10 protein-coding genes are annotated in these 14,122 nt (G+C 57.2%); 5 read left to right on the top strand and 5 right to left on the bottom strand.

Annotated features, from left to right (window positions below; all coding sequences use genetic code 11):
• Positions 1-160 precede the first annotated feature (160 nt).
• Both AC07ZE_RS15050 and scpA read left to right on the top strand, forming a co-directional pair.
• Positions 161-1,021: a Pnap_2097 family protein gene (locus AC07ZE_RS15050; RefSeq protein ID WP_207265507.1), complete on the top strand. Its 861-nt coding sequence runs from the start codon at positions 161-163 to the stop codon at positions 1,019-1,021.
• Complete coding sequence (gene scpA, locus AC07ZE_RS15045; protein WP_207265506.1) at positions 1,018-3,135, top strand: methylmalonyl-CoA mutase; 2,118 nt, start codon at positions 1,018-1,020, stop codon at positions 3,133-3,135. Before AC07ZE_RS15050 ends, scpA begins: the two co-directional genes overlap by 4 nt.
• A gap of 22 nt (positions 3,136-3,157) precedes the next feature.
• On the opposite strand, the gene AC07ZE_RS15040 is transcribed toward scpA, so the two are convergent.
• Entirely contained in the window at positions 3,158-5,722 is a 2,565-nt protein-coding gene (locus AC07ZE_RS15040) for an EAL domain-containing protein (RefSeq protein ID WP_207265505.1), read from the bottom strand.
• A gap of 320 nt (positions 5,723-6,042) precedes the next feature.
• On the opposite strand from AC07ZE_RS15040, the gene AC07ZE_RS15035 reads away from it, so the two are divergent.
• Positions 6,043-6,231, top strand: a complete 189-nt coding sequence (locus AC07ZE_RS15035; RefSeq protein WP_207265504.1) for a ribbon-helix-helix protein, CopG family — start codon at positions 6,043-6,045, stop codon at positions 6,229-6,231.
• A gap of 21 nt (positions 6,232-6,252) precedes the next feature.
• On the opposite strand, the gene AC07ZE_RS15030 is transcribed toward AC07ZE_RS15035, so the two are convergent.
• Positions 6,253-7,914: a SulP family inorganic anion transporter gene (locus AC07ZE_RS15030; RefSeq protein ID WP_207265503.1), complete on the bottom strand. Its 1,662-nt coding sequence runs from the start codon at positions 7,912-7,914 to the stop codon at positions 6,253-6,255.
• 178 nt (positions 7,915-8,092) lie between these two features.
• Here AC07ZE_RS15030 and AC07ZE_RS15025 point away from each other — a divergent pair, with 178 nt between their 5' ends.
• Entirely contained in the window at positions 8,093-8,323 is a 231-nt protein-coding gene (locus AC07ZE_RS15025) for a hypothetical protein (RefSeq protein ID WP_207267820.1), read from the top strand.
• A 435-nt stretch (positions 8,324-8,758) separates the two neighbouring features.
• Positions 8,759-9,196, top strand: a complete 438-nt coding sequence (locus AC07ZE_RS15020) for a nuclear transport factor 2 family protein (protein WP_207265502.1) — start codon at positions 8,759-8,761, stop codon at positions 9,194-9,196.
• A gap of 173 nt (positions 9,197-9,369) precedes the next feature.
• Here the strand turns inward: AC07ZE_RS15020 and AC07ZE_RS15015 are convergent, their stop codons facing one another.
• The 3 genes from AC07ZE_RS15015 to gcvPA form a co-directional block, all read right to left on the bottom strand.
• The gene (locus AC07ZE_RS15015; protein ID WP_207265501.1) at positions 9,370-11,001 is read right to left on the bottom strand and encodes an acyl-CoA synthetase; all 1,632 of its coding nucleotides are present in this window, start codon (positions 10,999-11,001) and stop codon (positions 9,370-9,372) included.
• A 133-nt stretch (positions 11,002-11,134) separates the two neighbouring features.
• Entirely contained in the window at positions 11,135-12,691 is a 1,557-nt protein-coding gene (gene gcvPB, locus AC07ZE_RS15010; RefSeq protein WP_207265500.1) for an aminomethyl-transferring glycine dehydrogenase subunit GcvPB, read from the bottom strand.
• The gene (gene gcvPA / locus AC07ZE_RS15005) at positions 12,688-14,091 is read right to left on the bottom strand and encodes an aminomethyl-transferring glycine dehydrogenase subunit GcvPA (RefSeq protein ID WP_207265499.1); all 1,404 of its coding nucleotides are present in this window, start codon (positions 14,089-14,091) and stop codon (positions 12,688-12,690) included. Before gcvPA ends, gcvPB begins: the two co-directional genes overlap by 4 nt.
• Positions 14,092-14,122 lie beyond the last annotated feature (31 nt).

The raw sequence follows: 14,122 nt of genomic DNA, 5'->3' as shown, positions 1-14,122 counted from the left end.
GCCCACCCACCAACCAGAAATTATTATTGATAATCAGCTAGTTAGAACCAACCGAGAAAACTGCTGTAAATCGGCACGTCATTCGCAATCAGGAAAGCAGCCCCGCCACAACCCCGTGACGGCTTCGCCGCCCCGTGGGGCGAAATGACGGACTACTGCCATGCCGACATCCTCAGCGTTCACCGCCTCTCGTTCAGAAAGTTACCTGGCTTCGATGCCCAACCTGGCCTACACCGGGTTGTCGGAAAACTGGTTGTTGAAAGAATGCGGCCATCAACACTGGCTCGCGCTGGCCCAATTGCATGATCGGTCTTTACCGGATTTTGTCGATGAGCAAGGTCGCATCGCCTATGCCGCGTTCACTGGCGTAAAGCTGTGGAATCTGAAGCTGGAAGCCATCGTCGAAAATCGCGGGTTCCAGATTCATACCCGGATAGGCCGTGGCGGGCAGGCCCGGCATTACAGCGAACATGATGTCAGGCTGGGCGAACGCATCGTGGGGCAACTGGCATTGCTGTCCACCTTCGTCAGCCGTCACGTTCCCGGCGATAATCGCAGCGTCAGCAAAGCATGCCTCAGGGGCACGCACGCCCCTGTGACGCAACCACCGCAGGTGTTGCAGGAACTGCACGCCGACAATCGACGTCTACGTGGCGGCGACTGGTGCGATCATTACGGCATTGACCGCCGCTCAACCGCCACGCGCATGCTGGATTTTACGCCCTGCCCCGACATCGACTTCAACGGTGCCGAACTCTTTTACTTCGCCAACTTCCAGGCCCTGGTCGAGCGCGCGGAGTGGGCATTGTTGGGGTTACGCTACCCGGGTTACATTCGTCAGCGCGAGCTGCATTTCTACGCCAACCTGAATATCAACGACAACTTGCAGATCCGTCTGCACACGGGGCAGCCAGACAGCCGCGAGACGCACTGGTGTGAAGTGTATCGATGCAGAGACCTCTTCAAGATCGCTGACATTTTTACCCGAAAAGCCCATCTTTCAGGCTGCGGCCGACCATGAGCCATCCTCCACTCTGGCGGCCTGAAGGCCTGCGACTCAAACCGCTTTATCACCATAGCGACCTGGAAGGTCTTGAGCACTTGCACAGCCTGCCCGGCAAGGCACCGTTTGTGCGTGGCCCCTATTCGAGCATGTACCCGGAAAAACCCTGGACGGTGCGTCAGTACACCGGTTTTGCCGGCGCCGAGGCCAGCAACCACCGCCTGCGACAGCGGCTGGCCGAAGGCGCGAAAGGGTTGTCCCTGGCCTTCGACTTGCCGACACACCGTGGCTATGACTCCGACGATCCCCAGTGGCAAGCTGATGTCGGCAAGGCAGGTGTCGCCATCGACAGCGTCGAAGACATGGTGGAGTTGCTGGATGGGATTGCCCTGGACCAGGTGTCGGTGTCACTCACCATGAACGGCGCGGTATTGCCCGTGCTGGCGGCCTTCATCGTTGCCGCACAAGAATCCGGTGTCGCTGCAGAGCAGCTCAGCGGCACGATTCAGAACGACATTCTCAAAGAGTTCACGGTACGCAACACCTACATTTTTGCGCCACAGCCCTCGATGCGCATCACCCTGGATGTGATCGGATACTTGAACGAACACATGCCGCGATTCAACCCGATTTCAGTGTCCGGCTACCACTTTCAGGAGGCCGGTGCCGACGCTGTGCTGGAGCTGGCGCTGACCTTGGTCAATGCCAGAACCTATGCCGAACAGGTACAAAAGAGCGGCCTGAACTTGCAACGATTCTGTGAGCGCATCAGCTTTTTTTTCGGCATCGGCAGCGATTTTTTCAGCGAAGTCGCCAAGTGTCGCGCGGCCCGCCTGCTCTGGAGCGAAATGACCCGTGACCTGGGCGTCATAAGCGAAAAAGGCCAGGCGTTGCGCATGCACTGCCAGACTTCAGGCTGGTCGCTCAGTGCAAAGGAGCCACTCAACAATGTCGTGCGCACCACTGTCCAGGCCATGGCTGCGGTATTCGGCGGCACGCAGTCCCTTCACACCAATGCGTGGGACGAAGCCCTGACTTTACCCAGCGAAGACTCATCACGATTGGCCAGCAATACGCAACACATCCTTCAACAGGAAACCGGACTTTGTGATGTGGTGGACCCTTGGGCGGGGTCCTACATGATGGAGTCCCTGACTGCACAAATGGCTGCTCTGGTACGCCAAAAGATTAGTGAAATTGATGCGCGGGGAGGCGTATTCCAGTCAATAGCTTGCGGCTGGATCAGTCAGGCCATTCACCTGCAGGCCATGTCCACCCAGGCCCGTCTTGATTGCGGGATCCAGCGGCGTGTTGCTTCGATTGAGCCCGCGCAAACGTCGCAACAGCCTGCGTTACCCGTGGACAGCCAGGCACTGCGCGCCCGCCAGTGCCGACGCCTCAGCCGCTTGCGCCTGAGGCGCGACACTGCCCGTGTCGAGACCCTGCTGCAAGCGATCACCGAATGTGCACGCTCAGGTCAAGGTAATCTGCTGGAGAAGACCGTTGCCGCAGTCAGGGCACGGGCGACGCTCGGCGAATGTACCCAGGCACTGGAAAAGGTGTGGCCACGCTACAGGCAAGACTTGAGCTTTTGCGCTGGCCACTATGGGCCGTTGGTTCGTGAGCACCCCGATTGGACGTTACTAAGTGCGCGCCTCTCTGGTTTTGTCGCTGACCATGGTCGGCCACCCACGATACTGCTGACCAAGTTGGGCCAGGACGGGCATGACCGCGGTATTCGATTAATAGCCGCGGCGCTCGTCGACGCCGGCTTCAATGTGCGTCTGCGGCCCATGTTTCAAACACCGATTCAGTTACTGCAATCACTGGACGAAGAAGGCCTGGTGGATCTGATCGGCATTTCAAGCCTGGCCGGGGCGCATAACGAAATACTCACTGAACTGTTGAGTCTGTTGAAGGGACGTGAACTCAATATTTCGGTGGTCGTAGGAGGAATCATTCCGCTAGCCGATGTACAACAGCTACTGCGCCAGGGGGTCAAGGCATGTTTCGGTCCGGGCCAGGAAGTGATTGAAATTATCAAGCACCTGCTCGATCTGCTCCAGCCCCCTGATGCGCAGATCCATGCAGCCAAGACACTGGCCAGGGCAAACGCGATTTCCGAGGGCTAACCGTTAAATCCGAGCGTCGCGTTCAATCATGTCCGTACGCTGTGAACCACTGTTCAAAATCCCGGCAAGACAGTGGCGCTGAAAAAAAGTTACCTTGCCCGATCTTGTAGCCTTGGGCTTTGAGAATCTCACACTGAATGGCGTGCTCAATACCTTCAGCCACTACGTGCAATGAAAGCCCTCTGCCTATTGCAATGACGGATTCGCTTAAAGCGCGGCAGGACCTATCGTGTTCCAGATCGTCGACAAAGCTCTTGTCCAGTTTCAGCTCGCTGATTGGCAGGTGCCGTAAATACCCGAGGCTGGAATAACCTGTACCAAAGTCATCAATGGCCAATCGTACGCCCAAAGCATGCAAATCCCGTATGGCTTGCTCGGCCCCAAGACTGTCGCTCAGCAACACCCCCTCTGTCACTTCCACGCATAAGTTCACCGGTTGTAAGCCGCAACGTTGCAGTTGTTGAGCAATCAGCGTCGCCAGATTCAGGTTGTGAAAATTGATGGGCGAGAGATTGATCGACACGGAGGGCACTTGCAAACCTTGCTGCTGCCACTCGGCAAGCTGTTCACAGGCCTCGCGCAACACCCATTGACTCAGGTCATTGATCAGCCCGCATTCCTCAGCCAGAGGAATAAACTGCATGGGCGAGATATTGCCGAGTGCTGGGTGTGCCCAACGCGCCAGTGCCTCAACACCGACCAGACGCCCGCTGCTCAGGTCGATTTGTGGCTGATAATGCAGTTCCAGGCCACTGTCAGTGAGCGCTTTGCGCAGTTCCGTTTCCAGCAGCAATCGCCCTTGAGCGAGTCTGTTCATCTCTTCAAGAAAGAAACTGAAGGTGCCCCGCTCGGCCCGTTTGGCCTGGTACATGGCAATGTCAGCGCAATGCAACAGACTCTCCATGTCTTGACCATCCTCTGGGAACAGGCTGATGCCGATGCTGGCGGAAACAACGATAGAAGTGCCCGCGATCGTCGTCGGAGCCTTCAGGATCATCATCAGTCGTTCAAGAAAGATCGTGACCTGTGTCGTGTTCATCCGCGGCAGAACCAACACGAACTCATCACCGGATAAACGCCCAACGAAATCAGACTCTCGAAGCACGCTGCGTAACCGTTGGGCCATGACTCGCAGCAACTCGTCTCCCGACGCGTGCCCCAAGGCGTCGTTGACCTGTTTGAATCGGTCCAGATCGATAAACAGAACGGCAAGTTCTGCAGCCTCTCGCGTCATTTCGAGAATGCATTTGTGTGCTTGGGAAAGCAGGAAGTTTCGATTGGGCAAGCCGGTCAATGCATCATAGAAGGCCATTCTTCGAATGGATTGACGCGCCTCCTCCCGTTCAAGTGCCAACATGCACAAGTGCGTCCCCGCCGACACCAAATGAGCGTGCAAGGGGTCGGGGCCGCGGCTTTCCCTGAAGTAGAGCGCAAAGGTCGCCGCAATCCGTCCCGCGCCGTTGCGCACAGGGATAGACCAACACGCCCGCAGGCCTGACTGTTTCGCCAGCCATTTGTACTCAGCCCACAGCGGGTCATTATTGATGTCCGTTACCAGAACCGGCTCGCCCCGATAGGCGGCCGTGCCGCAGGAACCCGCCACAGGACCGATCGATAATCCCTCAATGGCCCTGGAGTAATCAGTGGGCAAGCCTGGACTGGCTAACGGGTGCAAGATCCCCTCCTCGTCCACGCTCAGGATCGAGACAATGACTTCGGGGGCGATGCGCTCAATTTCGTGGCACATCATGGTTAGCACGCTCTCCAGGGGTTCCTCTTTGAGCAGTGCACCAATGACCCTTTCCTGTAGGACCTCATGCAGTTTTGACTGGGTAATGTCGGTCAATACGATCACGACATTTTCGAGCACCCCTTGCGCGTCAAACACGGGCGTTGATGAGACGTGCACCCAAAGTCGCTGACCGTTGCGCTTGCTGATCAAGGCGCTTACATCATGAGGTTGACCACAGAGAATGCCTTCCAGCCCTGGTTCCGCAGGCGCTTGCGCAGGCACATCGCAGACAAAGAACATCAGGGGTGACTGCCCGATCATTTCCTCACGGGAATAGCCCAGCAGCCGAATCAGCCCATCGTTGACATAGATAAGGGATGAGTTCGCGTCAACAATACAGGTGGCCGAACTGGTGACATTGACTGACATCGACAGCAAGCCGCGTTCAATGTCGTTCAAGCGTAATTGCGTTATATCCTTGAGGAACGCCGCGTACAGGATTCGGTCATGAAGAGCGATTTTCGAGATAGACATAGAGCCCCAGCGCTCCTCGCCATCCTCACGCACGATCCGGACATCCCGACTGACGCCCACTATCTTGTTGATTCCAGTCTCGCGGTTAGCACTGATATAGCCATCATGATGGGCGCGTAACGTGTGAGGAACCAAGGAGCTGACATTTCGCCCCAGCACTTCAATCCGAGGACAGCCCCAAAACGTCTCGGCAGCGCTATTGAAAAACACCACCCGGTTGTGATCATCAATGATCACGACCGCATCGATTGCCTGCTCCAGTGTTTGTATGAAAAAGTCTTCCGCCTCTGCGTCACTCGTCAGTCCGACTTTTGCATTCATTGCTGCTACTTTCCATACGGCCACCGGGCTTTATCCTTAAAGGCCTTGTGGAGCACCAAAAGAGCCCTCTTCACTAGAGGGTGAGCGCAACATCCACTACTGGATCCTGATGTCAAAAAACAAGCTGTTCTGCCTGCCCCTGTATACAAAGTCGCTACAGTGCTCGGCTTAAAGACTCAGGATAGCTCTGAAGTCTTTCCCGGTCGCACATGACTGATCACAATCGACCTGCCGAACGACCCACGGTCGCAACAGTGACAGCACCGGACAAGGCAATTACAATTTGATTAACATCTAGCGATTGAGTGATTGAATACCCCATGGAAAGCAAGACTGCACGCCTCACTGTGCTCATTGATCCCATCAAGAAAAAAGCGTTCGAGGAGCTCTGTGCAGCACAGGATTTGACGTCTTCGCAGGTGGTTCGCCAGCTGATTCGTGACTACCTGGACGCCCACGGCGCCAGCTATTCGACCAAAAGCAAGCACGCTACCAGCACCAAGCCATAACCTGGCACGGACCGTTAGCCTCTAAAGTGTCGATGTCTTCTCTGCGAGACTGACAGCTTCAGCCAACGCGGTGTTGAAGTCGGTGTGGTAATGCTCCGCGCCGATTTCTTGCAAGATACCCACCCTTTCGAGCTTGTTACGCACTTTCGTATTCGCCTCGCATAGTTTCACCACGATATGCCGCTTGTGCAGCTGCTGGATGACCTCTTCCAGCACCTGTAAGCCCGTGATATCCATGAATGGGACGCGCTTCAAACGGATAATCAGCAGGTGTGGGTCGGTATGGGTCTGAGCCAGGACTCGCTCGAACGTCTCGGCCGCGCCAAAGAACAACGGCCCTTCAATCGTATAAATCAACGTCCCGGGCGGCAGGCGAGCATGCCCGTTGGCCCTTAGCTCTTCTTCCAGCTCGTGCTCGACGACCTGTTGCACCTCCACGGATGAGGCCATGCGGCGCATGAAGTGCAGCATCGCCAGAATGACGCCAATATTCACGGCGATCACCAAGTCGCTGAACACAGTGAGGCTGAAGGTGATGAGCAGGATCGATACGTCCGCGCGCGGGGCTCGCTGGACCATGCGTTTGAAATGCTTCAACTCGCTCATGTTGAACGCGACCACGAAAAGAATCGCGGCCAGGGCGCACAGTGGGATGTTTGAGGCCAGAGGTGCCAGAAACAGAATAATAAGCACCAGGGTGACGGCGTGCGTAATACCGGCCAGCGGGCTTGTGCCGCCGTTACGGATATTGGTTGCCGTGCGGGCAATGGCCCCGGTAGCGGCAAAGCCGCCAAACAAGGGCGTGACCAGGTTGGCCACACCCTGACCGATCAGCTCCTGATTGGAATCATGCTTGGTGCCAGCCATGCCATCGGCCACCATTGCGGACAGCAGTGATTCGATGGCCCCAAGCATGGCGATCGTGAACGCCGGACCAATCAAATCGATGACACGCGACAGCGTGATTTCAGGCAGGCTCAGTGCTGGCAGACCTTGAGGTATCCCCCCAAATGCACTGCCAATTGTGGCAACCCCCTCGAAGTGAAAGATTGACTGAATCGCGGTAGCGACGGCCATGGCGATTAGCGGGCCAGGTATCCGTTTGAGTCCGGGAATTCTGGACGCGCTTATGACCAGGAAAAGGCTGACCACCGCCAACAGGGTTGTGGCGATATGAAGATCCGGCAGGGCCTGGAGCAGATGCCAGAGCTTTTCATGGAAGTGCTCTCCACTGACCTTCGGTAAACCGAAAAAGTCTCTCCACTGCCCGACCCAAATGATCACGCCGATGCCCGCTGTGAATCCGACGATCACCGGATCGGGAATAAACTTGATGATTGCACCGAGTCGGGCCATCCCCAGCAATAACAGCATGGCTCCCGCCATCATCGTGGCGATCTGCAGGCCATCAACACCATGCTCGGCGGTGACGCCCGCCAGAATCACGATGAACGCACCTGTCGGCCCGGCAATTTGCAAGCGGCTTCCCCCAAAGAGCGAAACCAGCAGACCACCGATGATTGCGGTGTAGATGCCTTGTTCAGGCTTGACGCCAGATGCGATGGCAAACGCCATTGCCAGCGGGAGCGCTACGACCCCGACGATCACGCCAGACACTATATTGCCAAGCCAGTGCCCTCGCCCCAACAACCCCGTCTTCCACGCCTCACCTATCGCAATCATGGCTAGCCCCTCAGTGGATGCATGTGCATAATATTAACATACAGTGATAATTGAAATGCCCTGGCTCCACTGCGTCATGCGGCTGGAGGTGTTTATGGTGAACGCTCAGATGATGGAGCTGGGCGGGCATGCACTGCCAATAGAGAATTTTGAGAACGCGCGTAGCGTGGTGACAGACATGAATCGTAAAACTGTGAAAACCAAACATGCCGAAGGCGTGTCCTTCGACACCCATGTGATCGCAAACCCGACCAACCCCAAGGAGTGGATTGTGTTTTTCAAGAAGGACGCCGGGAGAAGTTATTTCCTGGTTGATGACAACGAAGAGGTCGAGTCTTTCGGGCATCTGGATGATTTGATCGCCGAGCTTCGTGACTTGGGCCTCAAGACTGCTGAAATCCACTTTTAACGTCTGGATCGCCCTTGATCATCGGGCAAACGTACTAAGGGCTCTGAATCAGGCACTCCGGCATGATGCTGGCGCTCATGCGCGTGACTTCGGTCACGCACAAAGCGGCCGATGGGTAGGCCGCGACCTTACCTGCGTCGTGTATGCCTGCAGCAAATACAGCATACGCAACGTATGCAAAGCTGCGAATTGACCACTCCTCCACAACAACCCTGCCATTGCTCAATCACGATTCAGCGCATTCTCCAGAAGCCCGACGCGCCTTCCACTGCAGGGCTTACGCAACGACATACGGCATGCACGCTAATTGACATACGAGACGAATGTTAAACAGCATGCTTAACATACGTATCGTATGTTGAGTTTTCCGTACGGACCGACATACCCGTCAACCGCGGAAAAGTCCGCACACCGCGCAAGCCAACAGGAGTATTTATGATCGACAGCCTCGCTGGGTACCAGTCACCTTCAATGATTTCCGACACGGCGACTCGGGAATCCCTCAATGCCTTTATCGCGAAAGTCCTGCAGGGGTTTTCCACTCCTGGCTCGGACGTCGCCAAGTACTTCGCCGACCCGGACGTCGCGATCGCAGGCTCCGGTCTGGACGAGTTCTTCATGGGAACCGAGGCAGTACAAAATGGTGTGACGTGGGTGACCACCTTGAACATTCGCTGGGAGCCTCGGCTGGTCGTGTCCTGGATGCGTGGTGACATTGCCTGGGCGCAGATCCGCATCGACGGCCACACGATTGAAAACAGTGAGCCAACGGTCGTCCAGTACGTCGCCACCGGGGTGTTCCAGCGCAAGGGCGACGGTTGGACCTGGTTGTACTGGGGCGGCGGAGAACCGCAAAAAGTAGCTCGACTGTAATCAGACATTGCCGTCAGCGGCCAAGGTTCCCCAATAAGGGTCACCGAGGCAGGATGCCGCGCAGTCGTGTCAGACATGCGCGGCCATGGGGCACGTTATGCCCCTGCCGAATCAGCCTCTCTACATCCCTCCATCCTCGCAATACGAGACACGTAAAATGGCACCGGTCAACGTCAGTTTTTTCCGAGTGCCTTGGCCCAATCCCGCAGCAAATACTTCTGGATTTTGCCTGTCGAGGTTTTCGGCAACTCGCTGAACACTACCGTTTTTGGCAGTTTGAAACCCGCCAGATGGTCACGACAGAACAGGATGATGTCGGCTTCCTGGATGTCCTGAAAGTCGGCTTTGAGCTTGATGTAGGCACAAGGTGTTTCACCCCATTTTTCGTCCGGGCGGGCAACCACTGCGGCCTCCAGTACCGCCGGATGACGATAGAGAACGTCCTCGACTTCAATGGTGGAGATATTCTCCCCGCCAGAAATGATGATGTCCTTGAGGCGATCCTTGATTTCGACATAGCCGTCAAGGTGACGAACCGCCAGGTCGCCGGTATGGAACCAGCCACCCTCGAACGCTTCGCGTGTGGCTTCGGGGTTCTTCAAATACCCCTTCATCACTGTGTTCCCGCGCATGAAGACTTCGCCAACGCTGACCCCATCGAAGGGGACCGGTTCAAGGGTTTGCGGATCGGCAACCATCAATCCCTCCAGAGTCGGATAGCGCACGCCCTGGCGCGCCTTGATCCTTGCTCGCTCATTCAGTGGTTGCTCGTCCCATTGCGCATGCCAGGCACAGACGGTCACTGGGCCGTACACTTCGGTCAGACCATAGACGTGCGTGACCTTGATCCCCATCTCCTCGACCGCGCCGATGACTTTGGCCGGAGGGGCGGCGCCCGCGAGCATGGCGTCGACCGGATGATCGATGGTGACTTTGGCTGCGTCGGGCAGGTTGACCAGCCCATTGAGAACAATAGGCGCCCCGCACAGGTGACTGACCTGATGTTCATGAATCAGCCTGAGAATTTTTTGCGGGTCGATGCGACGCAGGAACACGTGAGTCCCGGCCAGCGCGGTCACCGTCCATGGATAGCACCAGCCATTGCAATGGAACATCGGTAATGTCCACAGATACACCGGATGGTTTCCCATCGCCCACGTCATCTGATTGCCCAGAGCGTTGAGGTAGGCGCCACGGTGGTGGTACACCACGCCCTTAGGATTACCCGTGGTGCCGGATGTGTAGTTGAGCGAGATGGCCTGCCATTCATCTTCAGGCCATTGCCAGGCAAACTGCGGGTCGCCTTCAGCGAGGAACGCTTCGTAGTCCAGATCGCTGACCGGGCTGCCTTCGCCGTATTCCGGATCGTCGACATCGACCACCAGTGGCGGATGGGAAAGCACGCTCAACGCTTCAGTGATGACGGCGTGAAACTCACGATCGGTGATCAACACCTTGGCCTCGCCGTGCTCAAGCATGAAGGCAATGGCCTGAGCATCCAGGCGTACGTTCAAGGTATTGAGGACCGCGCCGATCATCGGCACGCCGAAGTGAGCCTCGAGCATCGCCGGAATGTTGGGCAGCATGACCGCCACCGTATCCCCCTTGCCGATGCCGCGTCCGCTGAGCGCACCGGCCAGCTGCCGGCAGCGTTCATAGGTTTGTTGCCAGTTGCGCCTGATGGAGCCGTGGATGACCGCCGGATATTGACCGTAGACGGAGGCCGTACGCTCAATGAAGCTCAGTGGAGAGAGGGCGATATGATTGACTGCCGAGGGCGCCATGCCCGTTTCGAAAATCGACATGAGGTGTTCCTGTGGGGAGATCGCCAGCGAGAGTAGCTGTGCCGGAAACCTCCGATGGCTGATTGTTAGCTCTGATCAGGTTTCAATAACGCCCCGCCTGATCGGCGGGACGCTGCAACGGTAGAACATGGGGTCAAGCCGTTTGCTTCTTGTTCTTGCGCAAGAACGACCGCCAGGTCATGGCCCAATGTTGTGGGTCTTCCAGAGGTGCGCTCTTGAGCCTGTGGATTGCCTGGTTATGGGGCGAAGTCTTGACGATCTCCGGGTTGGAGTAGGCCTCGTCGGAGATCCGCGCGAGCACCGCGATCCAGGTGTCCAGTGCCTCCTTGCCATACATTTCGCCCGGTTCCGGGGTGAACGGCTCCGGCACCAGCCACGGGTGATGGCTGCTCCACATTGGATCGATGCCAAAGTCGCTCATGCGGTTCTGCACATCGTGGACGTCAACCCCGGTGTCTTCCTTGAGTTGTTCAAGACTGTAGCGTGTCATCTCCATCCGCGGGCTCGTGGCCTGCGGATGTGAACGGGTCACGCCGCGTATCGCCAGCAGACCTTTTTCCATGTAGTTGTTGGCCAGAACCGAGATATCGGACGCCTCCGCCATCCCGGCGGCGCCCATGGCCCGCGACCAGGCATAGGCCTTGAGAATCACCGGAACGTTGCCCCAGAATTCGCGGATCTTGCCGGCGCTCTGCGCACGATCATAGTCGAGGCTGTAACGCTCACCATCGAAAGCGACCACAGGCGCCGGCAGGAATGGCGCAAGTTCCGCCGAACAACCATAGGCACCCACCGCCGGCCCCCCTACTCCGCTTTTCGGTGCGCCGAATGTCTTGTGCAGCATGAACATGCACGCATCGAAACCGAGCTCTCGCGCACGGATCTTGGTCATCGCGCCGTTGAAGTTGGCATGATCGTAGAAGCACAAACCACCTGCTTCGTGCACCACCCGCACCCACTCGCGGATTTGCGGGTTGTACACACCCATGTCATCGGGGTTGTTCACCATCAATGCAGCGGTACGATTGGACACGGCGGCCTTGAGGGATTCGAGCGACGGGTAACCGTTCTCCTCGATCATCAGCGTGATGACCTTGAATCCGGCGGCAGCGGCCGTTGCGGCACTGCTGGGGTGAGTCTGGATCGTGGTTATGATCTCGTCTCGTTGTGCCAGTTCGCCCCGGGAAGCATGGTAGGCACGGGTCACGGCACAACTGGTGTACGCCGCGTCGGCGCCGCCACCTGCCTGGAAAATGAACTGATCCATCCCGGACAATTCGCACAGAATCCTGTCCATACCGTGCACCACTTCCAGCGCACCTTGCAGGGTATCCTCGTCCTGGTAGGGATGGACGTGGGTGATTTCCGGGCGCCAGGCCATCGCCTCATTGATCTGGGCGTTGTACTTCATGGTGCAGGTGCCGAACAGGCTGATGTTCATCATGCCCAGGGTCTGCTGCGACAGGCGCAGGTAGTGATACAGCACCTCGGGCTCGGACATTTCCGGCAAAGCCGGTTTGCGCGAACGTCGCATGATCGCGGGTATCAGTCCGTCGGCGCTGCCGACCGACGCTTGCACGTCGGGCTCGACGTCGGAAAAAATCACACCGCGACGGCCGGGATAGCCCATCTCCAGAATCACGGGTTCGCTCCAGACGGGAGCGTGGTATTCCTTGAGTGTTGTGCTCATTGTGCGATTACCTTTTTAAGTACAGCGGTCAGACGCTGAAGATCGGCCTGTGTGTGAATCTCGGTGACGCAGTAAAGGGCGCTGGCCCCAAGCGCTGGAAAATCCTGTGTCAGGTCTTTACCGCCGAAAATTCCGAGCGCGAGCAGGCGCTTGTTGATGTCTTTCACGCTGAGACCGGTTGCGTCGAAATTCACCACGAACTCCTTGAAGAAGCCGGACGGGAACGTCACACGCACGCCCGGAATTTCACCCAGCAGCTTCGCGGCGTAGTGAGCCCGTTGCAGGATGATTTTGCCCACGTCCTCAAAGCCTTTAGGCCCCATCATGGCCATGTAGACAGCATTGGCGATGGCCCACATGTACACCGAATGCCCTGTCCAATCGTTACCCTTGTCACGCAAACCGTAGGACGATTGTTCGAACAGACTCAGGCCGAAACCGTATTCGCCAGGCTTGGTGGTTTCGGCGATGCTGATAAATAGCGTCGGGTACTGGTGGGCATAGAGTTCTTCGTCGCGGGTCGCAATGAAACCGCTGACACCGCCCCCGCAGTTCATATGCACGCCGAGCGGTTGCGTGGTACCGACCACGATGTCCGCGCCGAAATCGATCGGTGCGGCCAGTACACCCAGCGAGATGGGATCGACACCGACGATGACTTCGGCACCGGCGGCATGGGCAATGGCGGCAATCTCGGCACCTTGCTGTTCGATCACACCGAAGTAAGACGGGGTTTCGAAGTAGACGGCAGCGGTTTGCGCACCGATCGACGCACGAAGGTGATCGAGATCAAGCAACCCCGTAGCCGGGTCATAGTCGACAAGACGCACGACGATGTGGCTGGGCATGTCAATCGGCTCACAATAATTGCGAATGATCGACAAGCGCTCCGGGTCAATGGCGCGTACTACCGCCACTTCGTTGCGCCCGGTAATGCGCGTAGCCATGCGAATGGCATGGCCTGCGGCGCAGCCCCAACTGCGCACGGGCAGACCGACCAGATCCATGTTCAGCAGCTCGCCGAGCTGGCTGCAGAATTCAAACCAGGCCTGATTGCGACCATGGTCCGAACTCGGTTCGCCGAACACCGAGGTCAGCCATTCATTGCGGCGTACCACCTCGTCGCACGCTGCAGGAACGTGATGCTGCCAGCAACCGGCGCCCAGAAAGTTGAGGTTCTGCTCGCAAGTCTTGTTCTTCGAAAGCGTACTGACCAGGTGCCGACGAAGTTCGCTTTCATTAAGTGCTGGCGGCAGGTCAATCGGACGTTGCAGTCGATGCGCTTCGGGGATCTGCTGGAACAATTGCTCGATGCTGTCGACACCGATTGAGTCGAGCATTTCCTGTTTGAGGGCAGGAACGGAGTTCGCCATGTAGGGGTGGGCGACATGATTACTCATGGGGTTATCCTCGTTTTTTCGGATGAAACAA

It is taken from the genome of Pseudomonas sp. GW101-3H06 (assembly GCF_059424605.1).
This window is presented reverse-complemented; position numbering and strand designations above follow the sequence as displayed.